Consider the following 16,981-nt stretch of genomic DNA (forward strand, 5'->3'; position numbering starts at 1 on the left):
GGAGCGACCGATGGCCGGTCATTCACAGTTTAAGAACATCATGCACCGGAAAGGTGCGCAGGATGCCAAGCGCGCCAAGCAGTTCGCCAAGATCCTGCGTGAAATCACGGTTGCAGCGCGGTCTGGTCTGCCTGACCCGGCATCCAACCCGCGTCTGCGTGCTGCTGTTACCGCCGCGCGTGAAGCAAATATGCCGAAAGACAATGTCGAGCGTGCCATCAAGAAGGCATCTGGCGCTGTTGGTGGCGAAGACTATGTGGAAGTGCGCTACGAAGGCTACGGCCCGGCTGGCGTGGCGATCATCGTCGAAGGTCTGACCGATAACCGGAACCGGACGGCCGGTGAAGTTCGTGCAGCGTTCTCCAAGCATGGTGGCTCGCTGGGTGAATCGAACTCCGTGTCCTTCATGTTCCAGCGTCTGGGTGTTGTGACGTATCCGGTCGATGCCGCCTCTGAAGACGAGATGCTGGAAGCCGCCATTGAGGCTGGTGCGGATAATGCCGTGCTGACCGAGGAAGGGCACGAGATCACCTGCGAGATGGAAAACTTCTTCGCAGTGCGTGACGCTCTTGAAGGTCGTTTCGGCGAGCCGCAGTCCGCCAAGCTCGACTGGCGCCCGGAAAACAGCATTTCTCTGGATGAAGAGAAGGCCCGGACAGTTCTGAAGCTGATCGACGTTCTGGAAGATAACGACGATATTCAGGCTGTTTACGCCAACTTTGATCTTCCAGACGATGTGGCGCAGGCGCTCGCCGCTTGATCCGTCTGATGGGAATAGACCCCGGCCTGCGTTTCATGGGCTGGGGAATTATTGATGTGGATGGCAACCGCCTGAAGCATGTGGCCTCTGGTGTGATTGCGACAGATGGTCATGAATCGGTTCCCCTGCGGCTCTGTGAGCTGCACGGGAAACTCCAGAATCTGATTCGTGAGTATGCTCCCGCCGAAGCGGCGGTTGAGGAAACGTACGTAAACCGCAATGGCTCCTCCACGCTCAAGCTCGGTTATGCCCGTGGCGTGGCACTTCTGACGCCCGCCTATGAAGGCCTCCCGGTAGCGGAATATGGCGCTATGACAGTCAAGAAATCTGTTGTGGGAACCGGGTCTGCCACGAAGGAACAGGTCACGATGATGGTGAAGCGGCTTCTGCCGGGCGTCGCCATCTACAAGGCCGATGCTTCGGATGCGCTGGCTGTAGCGATCTGCCATGCCCATTATCGTGCAAGTGCGGCCTATGTAACGGCTGGAAGGCGAATGGCGTGATTGGACAGCTTACAGGGCTTGTCGGGCAGATCGAAAAAGAGCGTTGCATTGTTGACGTCAATGGCGTTGGTTATGTGGTGTCAGCGTCAACACGCACACTCTCATCTGTTCCGCAGCCTCCAGAAGTTGTGCGTCTTCTGATCGAAACCGTTGTTCGGGAAGACGCGATCCTTCTGTATGGGTTCGTGACAACGGACGAACGCGAGTGGTTCCGCCTGTTGACGACCGTGCAAGGTGTGGGTGCCAAGGTCGCGCTGGCGATCCTTTCGGCCAACTCTCCCGGTGAGCTTCTCTTGGCAATCAATGCGGGCGATCGTGGTTCTCTGACGCGGGCGGCTGGTGTCGGCCCTCGTCTAGCTGATCGAATTTTGAGCGAACTTCGCAACAAGGTTGCCAAAATGCCCGGTGGTGGTGCGTCCGCCCCGATGCCAGGCGTGGTGACCGGGCCAAACGTCGAGAATGATGCGCTCCTGGCTCTGGCTGGTCTCGGCTTTCGGCGGGCAGAGGCCTGGCCTGTTCTCAGTCGTGTTCTGGCCGAAAACGAAAATGCCTCGCTTGATCTGGCAATCCGCCTTTGCCTGAAGGATCTCGCCCGATGAGCGAATTTCGTGAAACGGATGCCGCGCGGCTGCCGGATGATATTGCCGAAGGCGGCTTGCGGCCTGAAACGCTCGCGGATTTTACAGGGCAGAAAGCAAGCCGTGAAAATCTGGCTATCTTCATCGAGGCAACAAAGGCCCGTGGAGATGCTCTGGATCATGTGTTGCTGCATGGACCGCCAGGTCTGGGCAAGACCACGCTGGCGCAGATTGTGGCGCGTGAACTGGGCGTTGGATTTCGGGCGACGTCTGGACCGGTGATTCAGCGCGCTGGAGACCTTGCGGCAATCCTGACAAATCTTCAGCCTCGTGATGTGCTGTTCATCGATGAAATTCATCGTCTTCAGCCGGCGATCGAGGAAATTCTCTATCCGGCGATGGAAGATTTCCAGCTCGACCTGATTATCGGGGAAGGGCCGGCAGCACGTTCGGTGCGGATTGATCTGGCACCGTTCACACTCGTAGCCGCCACAACCCGTGCAGGTCTGTTGGCAACGCCTCTTCGGGATCGTTTTGGTATTCCCCTGCGACTGGTGTTTTACACGCCGGAAGAGCTGCGGGCGATCGTATCACGGGGCGCCACGAAGCTCGGGGTTCATCTGAATGATGACGGAGCAGAGGAAATTGCCCGTCGTTCTCGCGGCACGCCCCGTATTGCGGGCCGTCTTCTGCGTCGTGTTCGGGATTTTGCGCTTGTCGCGAAGAAGCCGATCATTGATCGCGCGACGGCTGATGCCGCACTTTCGCGTCTTGAAGTTGATGAGCGCGGTCTGGATGCTATGGACCGCCGCTATCTTCAGCGTATCGCAGAGCATCACCATGGTGGCCCTGTGGGTGTTGAGACGCTGGCTGCCGGTCTGGCAGAGGCGCGTGACACACTGGAAGACGTCATCGAGCCTTATCTGATTCAGGAGGGGCTCATCCTGCGGACAGCGCGGGGGCGCATGTTGGGTGAGGCTGGGTGGAGACATCTGGGCCTGAACCCGCCAGCGAGCCAGGTTGATCTTCTGTCCGGGCTCGACGACGACACGGCAGGCTGAAGAGCCACTGCCAATGAGCGGAGAAACTGATGGCAACGCATAAGATCCGTTTCCGGGTTTATTACGAAGACACGGATGCAGGTGGCATCGTCTATCATGCCCGCTATCTCGGCTTTGCGGAACGTGCGCGCAGTGAAGCCATGCGCGATGCAGGGGCTTCGGTGACGGAGCTTCTGCGCGATTTTGGTCTGGCGTTTGTCGTGCGGCAGGTTGGAGTGCGTTATCGCGCGCCGTTGCGACTCGATGATGAAATGGAAATCGAGACAGCACTGGTTGCAATGACGCCAACGCGGTTGAAACTTGAACAAACTGTTCGAAACAGCACGAATGGCAACGAAACCGCCGTCGTCATTGACGTAGAGCTGGCGTGTCTTTCTGCCGAAGCCATGAAACCTGCCAAAATTCCGCCTCGGTGGTGTGATGCTGTTCGAAAACTCGAGGCTGGAGAGGTCTGACCCACTTTCCTGTTTCCTCACGAAGTGCAATGGAGAGTCCTGACCCGTAAGGGACAGGATCTGGACAGGAGAGAACAGTGGATCATGAGGTAAGTTCGAGTGCGCTTGGGGCGGTCGGTGCGGCCGGTCTGTCGCCTCTGGACCTGTTCCTGCACGCGTCCATCGTCGTTAAGCTGGTCATGGTCGGGCTCGTCCTGTGCAGTGCAGGCGTGTGGGCGATCATTGCGGAAAAAATCCTTCTGATGCGTCGCGTCAATCGCGAAGCAACGGAATTTGAAGACCGTTTCTGGTCCGGCGGTTCGCTGGACGACCTTTACGAATCTGATGGCGCACGCCCGACTCATCCGATGGCCGCCGTGTTCGGCGCTGCCATGGGCGAATGGCGTCGCTCGGCACGTATTGTCGGAATTGATCTGGCGCGTGGTGGCGTGCGGGACCGTATCGACCGTGCCATCAACATCACCGTTTCGCGCGAAAACGACCGTCTGGGTCGCCGCGTGATTTTCCTTGCCACGATTGGCCCGGTTGCGCCGTTCGTCGGACTGTTCGGAACGGTCTGGGGTATCATGCATGCGTTCGGCTCGATCGCTGCCATGCACAACACCAACCTCTCCGTTGTGGCTCCGGGTATTTCCGAAGCTCTGTTCGCAACGGCGATCGGTCTTGTGACCGCTATCCCGGCCTATGTGGCCTATAACGTCATCAGCAACTCGCTGGACAAGTTCGCGGACCGCATGGATGCGTTCGGGACCGAATTTGCCGCCATTCTTTCCCGCCAGTCGGAAGAACGTGCGGACGAGACGTCCAGCGGGAAGGCCTGATCCATGGGGATGTCCGCTGGAGGAGGTGGGCGTATGGGTGGCCGTCGTCGGCGCCCCGCGTCTGAGATCAACGTTACGCCGCTTGTGGACGTCATGCTGGTGCTGCTCATCATTTTCATGGTGACGGCGCCGATGATGACCAGTGGCGTCAATGTCGATCTGCCCAAGACGGATGCCAGCCCGGTCAATGCTGACACCAAGCCGATCACGGTTTCCCTGCGCAACGATGGTTCGTTGTACCTGGGGGAAGACCCGATCACACCCGAGCAGCTTGTGGACCAGCTCAAGGTCCAGTCCCAGAACGATCCGAACCATCGGATCTTTGTCCGGGCTGATGCACATATCGACTATGGTCGCGTGATGCAGGTTATGGGACAGATTACGTCTGGCGGCTTTACGCATGTGGCACTGCTGGCTCAGCAGCCTCAGAGCGGCCAGTAAGAGGACACCGCAGTGGTGCGTCCACGTCGTTCGGACAGGCGTCGCTTTCGCAACGCGCTTCTGGGTTCAGTCGGTGTCCATGCGGCACTGATCCTGTACCTGGTTGTGCGGATCCCGTTCGAGAAACCACCTGAACCGCCGGAGCCTCCGGCGGTGCAGATGGAATTTGAGGAGGCAGGGCCTCCCACCCATCCCATCAAGGCTGATCATCCGGCTCCGAAGCCGGCTCCTGCGCCTGCGCCCGTGAAGAACGAGGCTCCTCCGTCTCCGACGCCTCCTCTGAAAGCGCCAACGGAAGAACCGCCTCCGCCACCACCGCCGCCGCAGCCTGTTCCGCCTACGCCTGAGACCAAGCCTCAGCCTCTGCCGCCGACGAAGCTTCCGCCAAAAATTACGGAGCCGTCGCCTGAGCCTGTTCCTGCGTCTCCGCCGAAGCCGTCTCCGCCGTCTAAGTCTGCAATGGTGGCTCCGCCGAGCCCGCAGACACAGAAGGCTGACAAGCTGCCGGATACGCCGAAGTTCTCGCATCTGACCCAGCCGAATGCGTCCAAGAATACGCAGGCGGACAGTCATTCTCTTTTGGCGACGCTGGACAGTTTCCGGTCTGACCAGAAGCAGACGCATGCACCCAAGGCGAAAGCCAACCCGCCGCAGGGTGGTGCCCCGGACGGCGGCGGTGTGCCGAATGGAGATATCACCAAGTCTCTGTCCATGGCGGATCAGAAGGCGATCGGTGGCTCCGTGCGGCGTTGCTACACGGAAGACACGGAAGCGCGGAACTATGCGAGCTTTGTCGCGCATCTGATTGTGACGGTGGATGCAACGGGTGAGGCGCGTCTTGTGAAGTATGCTCCGGATACGGCAGCGAAGATGGCGGCAGATCCGTCCTATCGTGTGCTGGCGGAGCGTGCGCGGGATGCGGTTCTGAGCCCGACCTGTGCCCATCTCCCCATTCCTTCCAACCTGCTAGGCCAGACGCATCAGCTGCGTTTTGTCTTCAGGCCGTAAACCCTAGAGGAATCATCATGACCTTCATTTCCGATTCCGAAGCTGATGCTCTGAGCGCGCTGCTGTCGCGCCGTTCCATCCTCGGTGCCACAGCCGCGGCTGGTGGTCTTCTTGCAACCCCGCTTTCCGCTTTTGCGCAAGGAACTGCGGCCGGTGGGGCTGGGGAAGCTGAAATTACTGTTGATCAGGCCCGTCAGGCGCCTATTCCCATTGTCATTCCGAGCTTTGGTGCCGGAATGGGTGAACAGATCTCCAGTGTCATTTCTTCCGATCTGGCTGGGACTGGCCTGTTCAAAGTGATGACAGGCGATGTGTCGCCCAGTGGCACGCCGGATTTCAGTGCACTCAAGGCTCAGGGCGCGCGCGCTGCTGTTGCCGGACGTGCAGTTGGTTCGGGCAGTGTTCGCGTTGAGATGCGTCTGTGGAATGTTGTTGCCGGTGAGCAGCTTCAGGGTACGGCTTATACGGCGTCGCCATCCAACTGGCGCCGGATTGCACATATTATTGCTGACGTGATTTACGAGCGGATGTTGGGTGAGAAGGGGTACTTCGATACCCGTATCGCTTATATTGCCCGTACAGGTCCGCGCCGTCATCAGATCACCCGTTTGGCGTTGATGGATCAGGACGGGTTCAATTCCCGGATGCTGACAGGCGGCCAGTGGCTGACTCTGACACCGCGCTTTAACCCGGCGCGCGATCAGGTTGCGTTCATGTCGTATGCGAACAACCGTCCGCGCGTGTATCTGTTTGATCTGGGCTCTGGCCGTCAGCAGATGCTGGGTGAGTTTGACGGCATCTCCTTCGCGCCGCGCTTCTCTCCGGATGGAAGCCGCGTTGTTTTGTCTGCAACGCGCGGTGGTGGATCTGACATCTTTGTTGTGGATCTGGCCTCCCGCAGCAAGCATCAGATCACCAGCTCTGGCGGTGCGATTGATACCAGCCCGTGCTTCAGCCCGGATGGCAGCCAGATCGTATTCAACTCCGATCGTGGCGGCAGCCCGCAGCTTTACATCATGGGTGCATCGGGCGGTGGTGCACGCCGAATTTCCTATGGCTCTGGCCAGTATGGATCTCCGGTCTGGTCACCTCGTGGTGATCTGATTGCCTTTACCCGCATTGGGCATGGTGGCTTCTCTTTGGGCGTCATGAACCCGGATGGTACGGGTGAACGTATCCTGACGCAGGGCTTTACTGTTGAGTCTCCAACGTTCTGCCCGAATGGCCGTGTGCTGGCGTTCTGCCGTCAGAGCGCTTCGGGCGCGGGCGGTGCCGGATTTGCGTCTGGCATCGGTACAATCGACATCACGGGCTTCAATGAGCGCCCAATTCGCACGGCAACAGGTGCGTCTGATCCAGCCTGGTCTCCACTGAACGGCTGATCAGCTTTTTCCCTCCCCGTTGGCAATGATCAACGGGGAGTATTTTTCCCTGAACAGATCTGGAGCGTTCGCTCGATCACACAAGGGCACGACACATCTGTCCTGATGAAGTGCGTGAAAAATGGCTTCGAACGGAGTCGATTTTGGGCGTTCTCTCCAGCTGTCAGAGTCCGGCGTTCCATCGCATCTTCTGTAAATCGACTTTAGCGCCTTAGCTCCCGGATTGAATGTGCCCCGCATGCGGCGCTTGGCTGATACGCAAGGCTTGCATGAGGATAAAACGATTAAAGAATGTTCAGCAAAACAACTGGCAGAATTCCGCCACATTCCTGTCTAACTGCTGTGACATTTATGTTGCATTTTCTAGTTTCGAAACAGAATCGTTCTCTAGCTCGGGGGTAGGCCCTCACAGGATGCTTGACCCCGGATTTAAGTCATGGGTATGGGCGCTAGTGGCCAGTGCTTTTCCAGTGGTTCGCAGAGAGTTCGTAAAGGATTCTTGAGCGTTCCTGAGTGGAAGGGTGTGTGGTCCGGAACAACGCGGCAATATGCCGCATTTCGGTTTCTGATACGGAACCGTTCTCAGGGTTGAGACACATGAAGTTCAAGGTGTTTGGTGCGCTTGGTCTGGCGCTTGTTCTCGCAGCCTGCTCCGACGGCAAAACCGATACGGGCAACAGCACCGGTGCTGGCGCAGCCACGCAGGAAGCCGGCCCGACGCCGGGCAGCGAAGCTGACCTGGTTGCCAATGTTGGCGACCGTATCTTCTACGAGCTGAATGTATCCCAGCTTTCTGAAGAAGCTCGTGCAACGCTGGACAAGCAGGTTGCATGGCTTGCGAAGTACCCGCAGGTCAGCGTTCAGATCGCTGGTAACTGCGATGATCGCGGCACCGAAGAATACAACATTGCTCTCGGCCAGCGTCGTGCGAATGCTGCTCGTGACTACCTTGTTGCCAAGGGCGTGAGCGCTTCCCGCATCACGACGATTTCCTACGGCAAGGATCGTCCGACGGCTGACGGTGACGATGAAGCCTCATGGGCTCAGAACCGTAACGCGATCACCTCGGTTCGCTGAACCCAGGTCATCCGTCTGACGGACTGACAGTTTGAACGGCCGGGGGAGTTTATCCCCCGGCCGTTTCTGTTTTAAGACTGTTCATCAGCCGAACTCGCCGGTGATTGCGAGAGGGCGCTCAGGCCGGGCGTCAAACATGTTTCAGGAGATCTTGCATGGCCCTGTCCCGTCCCCTCCGTGCCGTCATGCTCGGAACGGCGCTTTCTGTGCTTTGTCCTGTCCTGCCAGTCATGGCTCAGGACGCGTCAGATGGTGGGGGTATTTCCTCCCGCGAGGCGATTGCCCTTCAGGATGAAATTGCCTCATTGCGGCAGCAGCTTTCGCAGATCCAGAACAGCGGGCCTTTGCCTGCGCCGAGTTCGTCCTCATCGCGTGGTTCCTCCTCGTCGGGAACTGATGGCAACATGACGGCCCAGCTTCTCGAGCGTGTTGCTGCGCTTGAAGAGCAAAACCGTCAGATGCGGGGTGAGCTGGATCAGCTCAGCAACGCGCAGAAGGAAACGCAGGCCAATCTGTCCAAGCAGATTTCTGACATGCAGTTCGCCTCCCAGAATGGCGGCGGTGGAGGTGGAGCGTCTGCTCCTGCCGCCGCCGGTGCTACTGTGGCCACGTCTAAAACGGCAGAGACGGCGCCTGCGTCTTCTGATGAGGCCCCCAAAACGGCTCTTGAAGCTTTGAAGGTCGGCAATGCTGCTCTCAAGGCTGGCAAGTATGAAGATGCTGAAACGAATGCACGCTTTGCCGTGAAGACCGCCAAAAGCGCTTCGGGTAAAATGGATTCTCAGTTCCTACTGGCTCAGTCCCTTGCGGGGCAGAAGCAGTATCGTGAGTCTGCAGTCGCCTATTACGACGCCTACAATAAAGCTCCGAAAACGCCGAAAGCACAGGACTCCCTCCTGGGTGTTGCGGCTTCTCTGCTGGCTATGGGTGATAAGAACTCGGCCTGTCAGGCACTTGATAAGCTGAAGACCGAATTCCCGACACCGACGCCTCGCGTCAAATCAGCAGCAGCGACGTTCCGTGGGCGTGCAGCCTGTCACTGATGTAAATAATCCCATCCAGGCGGCGGAGTTTTCTGCCTGGATGGAGTCTTTGGGGCCTTGGTTGCCTGATGCGCCAACCGCGCCGGTCGGGCTTGCAGTTTCCGGAGGCGCAGATTCTCTGGCGCTCGCATGGCTTGCACAGCGTTGGCGTCAGCATGTTCTCGCCTTCATTGTTGATCATGCCTTGCGTCCCGAGTCCGCAGCGGAAGCGAGACTAACGGCTCAAAGGCTGTCCGAGATGGGGGTGGAAGCCCGGGTATTAACTCTGGGGCCATTTCCAAAGGGGCGGCTTCAGGAGCGAGCCCGGGATGCGAGATTTGATGCTCTGGAACGGGCATGTGTCGACGCAGGGTGCCTGGACCTTCTGGTGGCGCACCATCTTCATGACCAGGATGAAACCGTCTCGATGCGGCATGGTGCTGGAAGCGGACAGGCCGGTTTGGCTGGGATTGCTGCCTCTGCCATTCGGGGGCGGATCAGGATTATTCGGCCGTTGTTGGCCTGTCATCCAGAGCGCCTGAGAGGGACGCTGCGAGCTGCCAGTCTGAGTTGGGTCGAAGATCCTTCCAATCAGAATCGTCGATTTGAACGGGTGCGATGGCGCCAGGATCTGACACAGAGCGCGCGGGCTCTAGCTCGCGAGTGGCAAGCCGGCGCTGTGCTGAACCGCGCGGTAAAAGATGCTGGTCTAGCTGACTTACTGGCGAATGAGGCCGTATGGCATCCTGCGGGCTGGGTTTTCTTAAGAAAAAATGGCGTTTGCGAGGACAGCGTGTCTGCTCTGGTGCGGTTGGTTTCTGGCGGTCGTTATCGTCCATCGCGTGAGAAAGTCCTGTCACTCATAAAGCAGGGACAAGGCTCACTTGGGGGCGTGATTATGCGGGCAGCAGGGCGGTTTGGGAACGGCGTTATCTTTGTCAGAGAAATGCGGTCTGTAGAGGCCTCTGTCTGTGCTGCCGGGCAGCCTCTCTGGGATGGGCGCTGGCGATGCCTGCAAGAGGATGTGCCTGAAGGAACTCTTATTGGAGCTCTTGGAAGTGGGGCGCAGGGTCTTGATGCCAGACGATTGGGAATTCCTGTCGAAGCGTTACAGGCACTCCCCGCTCTCTGGCGCGACGGCTGTGTCATAGGGTTGCCAGATCTTCTGGAAAGGGCCGGAACGGTTCCATTCGTCTGGGCTGGAGGGGTTCCAGTTACCGGCGAAAACGGCGTAAACGGGTGAAAAGCGTACCAAAATGCGTGGAAATGCGTTTTCCTGCCCTTGATGGGGTAGGATCATGGGCAGGACCGCCTATGTTATGAAGTCAACGCAGACTATGACGTCGGCCTGTTGAGATGATGAAGCCCCGCTGCATCTGACGGACAGTCTGAAGGACGACAGAGAACGAGATGAACAATTTAGGCCGTAACGTTGCGATCTGGGTGGTCATCATCATGGTCGGAATGGCAGTGCTGACCGCCTTCCAGCCCGGTGGAAGCCAGCATGCTGCCCAGCAGATCGCCTATTCCGATTTTGTCCATGATGTGGACGAGCACCAAGTGCGCTCGGTGGTTATCCAGGAACAGAATATTTCTGGAACACTGACGAACGGTACCTCCTTCGAAACCTATGCACCGATGGATCCGGGCCTTCCGGCTCGTCTGACCGGCGCGGGTGTTGAAGTGACAGCCAAGCCAATGGATAGCGGTGAGAACTCCATCCTGCGGTATGTGGGAAATTATCTTCCCGTTCTTCTGCTTGTTGGCCTGTGCTTCATGGTGTTTCGCCAGATGCAGGCCGGTGGTGGCCGTGCGATGGGTTTTGGCAAGTCCAAGGCTCGTCTGCTGACGGAAAAGACGGGCCGCGTCACATTTGATGATGTGGCAGGTATCGATGAAGCCAAGGCTGAACTCGAGGAAATCGTCGAATTCTTGAAAGACCCGCAGAAGTTCACGCGTCTGGGCGGCAAGATCCCCAAGGGCGCCCTGCTGGTCGGCCCTCCAGGTACGGGTAAGACGCTTCTGGCCCGTGCGATTGCTGGTGAAGCCAATGTGCCGTTCTTTACGATTTCCGGTTCGGACTTCGTGGAGATGTTCGTGGGTGTCGGTGCATCCCGTGTGCGCGACATGTTCGAGCAGGGCAAAAAGGCTGCTCCGTGCATCATCTTCATCGATGAAATTGACGCCGTTGGCCGCCACCGTGGTGCCGGTCTTGGCGGCGGCAATGATGAGCGCGAGCAGACCCTCAACCAGATGCTCGTCGAGATGGATGGTTTTGAGAGCAATGAGGGCGTTATCCTGATTGCAGCAACCAACCGTCCGGATGTTCTGGATCCGGCTCTGCTGCGTCCGGGGCGTTTTGATCGTCAGGTCGTTGTGCCGAACCCCGATGTTGCTGGTCGCGAGAAGATTCTGCGCGTTCATATGAAGAAAGTACCGCTGTCTTCAGATGTGGACCCGAAAGTGATTGCTCGTGGCACGCCAGGCTTCTCCGGTGCTGATCTGGCCAATCTTGTGAACGAAGCTGCTCTGATGGCTGCCCGTCAGGGACGCCGTACGGTCGGAATGGCTCAGTTTGAAGAGGCCAAGGACAAGGTGATGATGGGCGCAGAGCGTCGGTCCATGGTCATGACCGAGGACGAAAAGCGCTCGACGGCTTATCATGAGGCCGGGCATGCCATCTGCGCGATCTTCACGCCGGGTAGTGACCCCATTCACAAGGCTACGATTGTGCCGCGTGGGCGCGCTCTGGGTCTGGTGATGACGCTGCCTGAGAAAGATAACATTTCCTATAGCCGGAAATGGTGCCTGGCGCGTCTGGTGATTGCCATGGGTGGCCGTGTGGCTGAAGAAATCATCTTTGGCCCGGAAGAAGTCAGTGCTGGTGCGTCTGGTGATATCAAGAGCGCTACCGATCTGGCTCGCCGAATGGTCACGGAATGGGGCATGAGCGACAAGCTCGGCATGATTTCCTATGGCGATAACGGACAGGAAGTCTTCCTGGGGCATTCTGTCACGCAGAACAAAAATCTGTCTGAGCAGACGGCGCGCGATATCGACGTAGAGATCAAGGCTCTGATCGATACGGCTTACCAGCAGGCGCATCATCTGCTTCTGACGCGGATTGATGATCTGCATCGTCTGACAGCGGCTCTGCTCGAGTATGAGACCCTGACCGGAGACGATGTCGGTCGGATCATGCGTGGAGAGGCGATCGAGCGTCCGTCCGATGACGAGCAATTGCCGGATAATCGCCGCGCCTCTGTGCCGACGACACGTCCGGGTGCGTTTGATCCGGCTCCTCAGGCAGGCTAATCAAACCGTTAACCGCACCGCAAGGCGCGTCATTGGAGGGGAATTTCCTCTCCGGTGCCGCGCCTTTTTCTTATCTATCGAGACAGGCAGGATTTCATAACCATGGCCAGCAAGAGGGCTCTGTTCGGGACGGACGGCATCAGGGGAACCGCAAACACCGCTCCGATGACGGTGGAAGTTTCTCAGAAGCTTGGACAGGCCGCAGGCCTGTATTTCATGCGCAGTCAGAGCCGTCGACACACTGTTGTGCTGGGCAAGGACACACGTCTGTCCGGGTATATGATTGAATGTGCGCTTGTGGCTGGCTTTCTGTCCGCCGGTATGGATGTGATCCTTGTCGGTCCGCTTCCGACACCGGCAATTGCCATGCTGACGCGGTCTTTGCGGGCAGACCTCGGGGTCATGATCTCGGCCTCTCACAATCCCTTCACCGACAATGGCATCAAGCTGTTTGGCCCAGACGGTTTCAAGCTCTCTGATGAAGTGGAAGGGGAGATTGAAGCCATGATGGGGCAGGATCTGTCTCAGCGTTTGGCTTCTCCAGCAGAAATCGGGCGTGCCTCTCGTTTGAACGATGCTGCTGGTCGCTACATTGAGAATGCCAAAGCGTCTTTCCCACGCGGGCTGCGTCTGGATGGTTTGAAGATTGTTCTCGATTGCGCAAATGGGTCTGCATATCGCGTGGCACCAACCGCTCTTTGGGAGCTGGGTGCGGAAGTTATCAAGATTGGTTGTTCACCGGATGGCCTGAACATTAATGACGGTGTTGGCTCCACCCATCCAGAGACGCTTTGTGCTGCCGTGAAGGAACATGGCGCGGACTTCGGCATTGCGCTGGACGGAGACGCCGACCGTGTTCTGATCGCCGATGAGAACGGCAATTTGGTTGATGGCGATCAGATTCTTGGGTTGATCGCCCGCTTCTGGAAGCAGCATGGACGTCTGCGGACCAACACGGTCGTGGCCACGGTCATGTCCAATATGGGGCTGGAGAAGGCTCTTGCGGAAGATGGTCTGGAACTTCAGCGGACGGCCGTCGGGGATCGCTACGTCGTTGAGCGCATGCGTGAGAATGGTGGCAACCTGGGCGGAGAGCAATCCGGGCACATGGTCCTGTCAGATTATGCTACGACCGGAGATGGACTGATTGCCGCCTTGCAGGTTCTGGCAGTTTCGGTAGAGACCAAGAAGCCTGCCAGCGAGATCTGTCAGGTCTTCCAGCCGTTCCCCCAGCTTCTCAAAAACGTTCGCTACTCAGGGGCTAATCCGTTGAGCAGTCCCGAACTGGCTGCTGCCAAAGCCTGGGCGGAAGAACGTCTTGCCGGGCGCGGTCGTCTGGTTCTGAGAGCCAGTGGGACTGAGCCTCTGATTCGCGTAATGGCGGAAGCAGAAGACGATGCTCTGGTTCTTCAGGTCGTGGATCATGTCTGTGAGGCGATCAGAGCAATTACGGAGGCCTGACGTATGCGTGGCCGGGTTCTGACAGTAGCGGGAAGTGACTCCGGTGGCGGGGCCGGGATTCAGGCCGACCTGAAGACCATTACTGCTTTGGGGGGCTTTGGAATGAGCGCCCTTACAGCTCTGACGGCACAAAATACACTCGGCGTCTTTGGGGTGGAGGCTGTTTCCCCAGAGCTTGTTCGGCAGCAGATGCAGGTCGTTCTTGATGATCTGGATGCAGATTGCTGCAAAACCGGAATGCTGGCGACTGCAGACATTGTTCATGCCGTTGCTGACGAACTGGAAAGTCATACGCATCTCCCATTGGTGCTTGATCCGGTCATGGTATCCACCAGCGGGTCAGCTCTTCTGGCTGATGACGCCGTAGATGCTGTGATGACCCGTCTTTTGCCCCGGGCCTTGATCGTGACTCCCAATATTCCCGAAGCAGAAGTCATGACGGGTGAGGTCATTCATGATCTGGCAGGAATGCGTCGGGCAGCTCATATCCTGCAAGAGCGGGGAGCCGCGGCCGTTCTGCTTAAGGGGGGGCATATGACGGGAGAGGATCTCGAGGATCTTCTGGTCTTCCCAAATGGTGATGAGTACGTACACCGTGCAACGCGGATTCATACGCGTCATACTCATGGAACGGGTTGTACGCTTGCCAGTGCCATTGCGACGGGCATTGCCCAGGGCACGGATCTTGAAGCGGCGGTGCGTCGGGCTCATGCCTATCTACGGCTCGCGCTCTCAAATGCGCCGGGATATGGCGTTGGTCACGGGCCGGTCAATCATGGTGTGACGATCCGGCCGGACTGGTACCAATCCTGAAAAGTACGCTTTAGGCGACGGTCAGTTCAGATGCAGTTCTGGTCATTGAGCTGACAGGCGCGGGCAGGGGCTCGGCTGCTGTTTCTTCACGCAGAATGTAACCACGTCCCCAGACGGTAGAGATGAGGTTACTGGCCCCTGCTTTCTGAAGCTTACGGCGAAGTTTGCAGATGAAGACATCGATGATCTTCATCTCAGGCTCATCAATGCCGCCATAAAGATGATTCAGGAAAGCATCCTTGGTCAGGACAGAGCCTTTCCTAATAATCAGAAGCTCCAGAATGGCATATTCCTTGCCCGTCAGGTGCAGGGCATTCCCCTCAACAGTGACGTTTTTCCCGTTCAGATCCAGTTCCAGATTGCCAATGCGCAGGCAAGGTTCGGAAAAGCCGCGAGAGCGGCGCATGACGGCCTGAAGGCGGGCAACAAGCTCGCCTGAGTCATAAGGCTTTGTCATGTAGTCATCGGCACCCATCGAGAAGGCACGGATTTTGGCCTGGGGACGGAGAAGCGCAGAGAGAACGAGAACGGGCGTCGTAATCCGGGCTGCGCGGACACGGCGGATCACATCGTAACCTTCGATATCGTTCAGCATCAGTTCCAGCACCATCAGATCATAATCGTAATGCCGGAGCATCTCGATTGCTTCCTCGCCAGAGGACGTATGATCGACGGTGAAGGCAGCCGTACGAAGGGTCTGAGACAGATGGGCTGCGGCCTGAAGATCGCTATCGACAAGAAGGATACGCATGTTTCTCAACTCACGGATTGGTGAAGCAATGGTTACTACTCAGAGTTGTGTTTGTCGATAGATACAAATCAAAAAGCGTAAAATTTTCATCATTGCTTCATTAAAGGGTGCGTGTTCAGGGTTTGTTAAGGTTGCACTCCTTATGGTTGTTTGATGACATCACATCTCGGAAATCCTCAGAAAATCCAGGGAAAAGGCGGGTTGAAGAGCCTTCTCGAAAAGCTCTCATCCATGCACGTTGACGGTGCAACCGGAGTTGTTCGGGATGTAACGGGGTTGTGCATGACCATTCACGGCCTTGAGGGACTCGTTTCTATCGGTGACAGAATTAACGTGAAGGCACGTTCTGGGGTATCGATACAGTCTGAGGTTGTAGGGTTTCATAATGCACACGCCCGGGTCATGGCTTTTGGGAGCCTTGAAGGGATTGGGCCCGGATGTGAGGCACGTATTTCTTTGAGTGGTCGTCAGTCAGCTAGTCTGGGTGTGAATGAGAGCTGGCTTGGAAGAGTCGTGGACCCTCTCGGGGTGCCGATCGACGGGAAGGGGCCATTAGCGCCAGCATTCCAGCAACAGCCTGTCAGTGCCGCACCTCCAAACGCTGCAACGCGGGCACGGCTTGGAGAGCGCATAGATTTGGGAGTGCGGGCGCTCGATGCGTTTACAACCTGTCGGCGTGGTCAGAGGCTGGGATTGTTTGCCGGGTCTGGGGTCGGAAAATCCACTCTGCTGTCCATGCTGGCGCGCGGTGCCAACTGCGATGTGGCGGTCATTGCACTGGTCGGTGAGCGCGGCCGTGAAGTTCGTGAATTCATTGAAGACGATCTGGGGGCTGAGGGGCTGGCGCGGAGTGTGGTGGTCATTGCCACATCAGATGCCCCGCCGTTGATGCGTCGGGATGCTGCCGTTGCGGGTATGGCGATTGCAGAGCACTTTCGTGATCAGGGTAAATCCGTACTTTTGCTAATGGATAGTGTGACCCGTTATTGCATGGCCCTGCGTGAGATCGGTCTGTCAGCTGGCGAACCTCCTGCCACGCGTGGCTATCCTCCATCTGTTTTTGCTGAACTGCCGCGATTGCTGGAACGCGCCGGGCCTGGTTATCCGGGAGAAGGCATGATTACCGCCCTGTTCACTGTGCTTGTGGAGGGTGACGATCATAACGAGCCGGTTGCAGACGCCGTTCGTGGAATTCTCGACGGACATATTGTGTTGGATCGGCGGATCGGTGAGCAGGGGCGTTACCCCGCGATTGACGTTCTTCGGTCTCTGTCACGTGCCGTACCGGGATGTAATTCAGCTGAGGAAAACAGGCTCACGAAGCAGGCGCGGGCGACCATGGCAACCTATGAACGGATGGCCGATATGATTCGTCTGGGGGCATACAAGGCTGGAACAGAGCCAGACGTCGATGAGGCTGTGCGGCTTATGCCCAGGCTTGAAGAGTTTCTTTCTCAAGGCAAGAGCGAGCGGTCTAACTGTGCGGAAGCGTTTGAACAGCTCTCCAGCATTGTGAATGCCGAGGCCTGAACA

Annotated in this window: 17 protein-coding genes; 16 read left to right on the forward strand and 1 reads right to left on the reverse strand. The window is 57.6% G+C overall.

The features are described 5' to 3' along the window. Window positions 1-10 precede the first annotated feature (10 nt). The 15 genes from HK24_RS10235 (at window position 11) to thiD (ending at window position 14,697) form a co-directional block, all read left to right on the forward strand. Window positions 11-760: a YebC/PmpR family DNA-binding transcriptional regulator gene (locus HK24_RS10235; protein WP_086634398.1), complete on the forward strand. Its 750-nt coding sequence runs from the start codon at window positions 11-13 to the stop codon at window positions 758-760. Then, window positions 757-1,263, forward strand: coding sequence for a crossover junction endodeoxyribonuclease RuvC (gene ruvC, locus HK24_RS10240; RefSeq protein ID WP_046899942.1), 507 nt, complete (start codon window positions 757-759; stop codon window positions 1,261-1,263). The genes HK24_RS10235 and ruvC overlap by 4 nt, the downstream gene beginning before the upstream one ends. After that, window positions 1,260-1,862, forward strand: coding sequence for a Holliday junction branch migration protein RuvA (gene ruvA, locus HK24_RS10245; RefSeq protein WP_086634399.1), 603 nt, complete (start codon window positions 1,260-1,262; stop codon window positions 1,860-1,862). The genes ruvC and ruvA overlap by 4 nt, the downstream gene beginning before the upstream one ends. After that, a complete protein-coding gene (ruvB, locus tag HK24_RS10250) occupies window positions 1,859-2,902 on the forward strand; it encodes a Holliday junction branch migration DNA helicase RuvB (RefSeq protein WP_046899940.1) in 1,044 nt (347 codons plus the stop codon). Before ruvA ends, ruvB begins: the two co-directional genes overlap by 4 nt. A gap of 29 nt (window positions 2,903-2,931) precedes the next feature. Then, entirely contained in the window at window positions 2,932-3,357 is a 426-nt protein-coding gene (ybgC, locus tag HK24_RS10255) for a tol-pal system-associated acyl-CoA thioesterase (protein WP_046899939.1), read from the forward strand. Between the two features lie 77 nt (window positions 3,358-3,434). Beyond that, window positions 3,435-4,178, forward strand: coding sequence for a protein TolQ (tolQ, locus tag HK24_RS10260; protein WP_046899938.1), 744 nt, complete (start codon window positions 3,435-3,437; stop codon window positions 4,176-4,178). Between the two features lie 3 nt (window positions 4,179-4,181). Then, on the forward strand, window positions 4,182-4,619 hold the full coding sequence (gene tolR, locus HK24_RS10265; RefSeq protein WP_046899937.1) for a protein TolR: 438 nt from the start codon (window positions 4,182-4,184) through the stop codon (window positions 4,617-4,619). Window positions 4,620-4,631: 12 nt separating this feature from the next. Beyond that, entirely contained in the window at window positions 4,632-5,627 is a 996-nt protein-coding gene (locus HK24_RS10270) for an energy transducer TonB (RefSeq protein WP_086634400.1), read from the forward strand. Between the two features lie 17 nt (window positions 5,628-5,644). Then, window positions 5,645-7,009 (forward strand): Tol-Pal system beta propeller repeat protein TolB, encoded by a 1,365-nt coding sequence (gene tolB, locus HK24_RS10275; protein ID WP_086634401.1) that lies wholly within the window; start codon window positions 5,645-5,647, stop codon window positions 7,007-7,009. A gap of 597 nt (window positions 7,010-7,606) precedes the next feature. Continuing rightward, window positions 7,607-8,086: a peptidoglycan-associated lipoprotein Pal gene (pal, locus tag HK24_RS10285; protein ID WP_046899934.1), complete on the forward strand. Its 480-nt coding sequence runs from the start codon at window positions 7,607-7,609 to the stop codon at window positions 8,084-8,086. 155 nt (window positions 8,087-8,241) lie between these two features. After that, on the forward strand, window positions 8,242-9,129 hold the full coding sequence (locus tag HK24_RS10290; protein ID WP_086634402.1) for a tol-pal system YbgF family protein: 888 nt from the start codon (window positions 8,242-8,244) through the stop codon (window positions 9,127-9,129). A 61-nt stretch (window positions 9,130-9,190) separates the two neighbouring features. Beyond that, window positions 9,191-10,351, forward strand: a complete 1,161-nt coding sequence (gene tilS / locus HK24_RS10295; RefSeq protein ID WP_233126230.1) for a tRNA lysidine(34) synthetase TilS — start codon at window positions 9,191-9,193, stop codon at window positions 10,349-10,351. Window positions 10,352-10,518: 167 nt separating this feature from the next. After that, window positions 10,519-12,423: an ATP-dependent zinc metalloprotease FtsH gene (gene ftsH, locus HK24_RS10300; protein ID WP_064273855.1), complete on the forward strand. Its 1,905-nt coding sequence runs from the start codon at window positions 10,519-10,521 to the stop codon at window positions 12,421-12,423. A gap of 102 nt (window positions 12,424-12,525) precedes the next feature. Continuing rightward, window positions 12,526-13,884, forward strand: a complete 1,359-nt coding sequence (glmM, locus tag HK24_RS10305; protein ID WP_086634403.1) for a phosphoglucosamine mutase — start codon at window positions 12,526-12,528, stop codon at window positions 13,882-13,884. Between the two features lie 3 nt (window positions 13,885-13,887). Beyond that, window positions 13,888-14,697 carry a bifunctional hydroxymethylpyrimidine kinase/phosphomethylpyrimidine kinase gene (gene thiD / locus HK24_RS10310; RefSeq protein ID WP_086634404.1) on the forward strand — a complete coding sequence of 270 codons (810 nt, stop codon included), beginning with the start codon at window positions 13,888-13,890 and terminating at the stop codon, window positions 14,695-14,697. 10 nt (window positions 14,698-14,707) lie between these two features. Here thiD and HK24_RS10315 read toward each other — a convergent pair whose 3' ends face one another. Next, window positions 14,708-15,448, reverse strand: a complete 741-nt coding sequence (locus tag HK24_RS10315; protein WP_086634405.1) for a response regulator transcription factor — start codon at window positions 15,446-15,448, stop codon at window positions 14,708-14,710. A gap of 153 nt (window positions 15,449-15,601) precedes the next feature. On the opposite strand from HK24_RS10315, the gene fliI reads away from it, so the two are divergent. Then, window positions 15,602-16,978 (forward strand): flagellar protein export ATPase FliI, encoded by a 1,377-nt coding sequence (gene fliI, locus HK24_RS10320; RefSeq protein ID WP_086634406.1) that lies wholly within the window; start codon window positions 15,602-15,604, stop codon window positions 16,976-16,978. Window positions 16,979-16,981: the final 3 nt, after the last annotated feature.

The sequence above is a fragment of the Gluconobacter sp. DsW_058 genome (genome assembly GCF_002153615.1).
In the GTDB taxonomy this organism is placed as follows: domain Bacteria; phylum Pseudomonadota; class Alphaproteobacteria; order Acetobacterales; family Acetobacteraceae; genus Gluconobacter; species Gluconobacter cerinus.

Bases quoted from the DNA above. Each gene is read 5' to 3' on its own strand.
- thiD (WP_086634404.1), top strand. From the start codon at position 13,888: ATGCGTGGCCGGGTTCTGACAGTAGCGGGAAGTGACTCCGGTGGCGGG.
- HK24_RS10235 (WP_086634398.1), top strand. From the start codon at position 11: ATGGCCGGTCATTCACAGTTTAAGAACATCATGCACCGGAAAGGTGCG.
- HK24_RS10290 (WP_086634402.1), top strand. From the start codon at position 8,242: ATGGCCCTGTCCCGTCCCCTCCGTGCCGTCATGCTCGGAACGGCGCTT.
- ftsH (WP_064273855.1), top strand. From the start codon at position 10,519: ATGAACAATTTAGGCCGTAACGTTGCGATCTGGGTGGTCATCATCATG.
- fliI (WP_086634406.1), top strand. From the start codon at position 15,602: ATGACATCACATCTCGGAAATCCTCAGAAAATCCAGGGAAAAGGCGGG.
- ruvB (WP_046899940.1), top strand. From the start codon at position 1,859: ATGAGCGAATTTCGTGAAACGGATGCCGCGCGGCTGCCGGATGATATT.
- pal (WP_046899934.1), top strand. From the start codon at position 7,607: ATGAAGTTCAAGGTGTTTGGTGCGCTTGGTCTGGCGCTTGTTCTCGCA.
- tolR (WP_046899937.1), top strand. From the start codon at position 4,182: ATGGGGATGTCCGCTGGAGGAGGTGGGCGTATGGGTGGCCGTCGTCGG.
- HK24_RS10315 (WP_086634405.1), bottom strand. From the start codon at position 15,448: ATGCGTATCCTTCTTGTCGATAGCGATCTTCAGGCCGCAGCCCATCTG.
- glmM (WP_086634403.1), top strand. From the start codon at position 12,526: ATGGCCAGCAAGAGGGCTCTGTTCGGGACGGACGGCATCAGGGGAACC.
- ybgC (WP_046899939.1), top strand. From the start codon at position 2,932: ATGGCAACGCATAAGATCCGTTTCCGGGTTTATTACGAAGACACGGAT.
- tolB (WP_086634401.1), top strand. From the start codon at position 5,645: ATGACCTTCATTTCCGATTCCGAAGCTGATGCTCTGAGCGCGCTGCTG.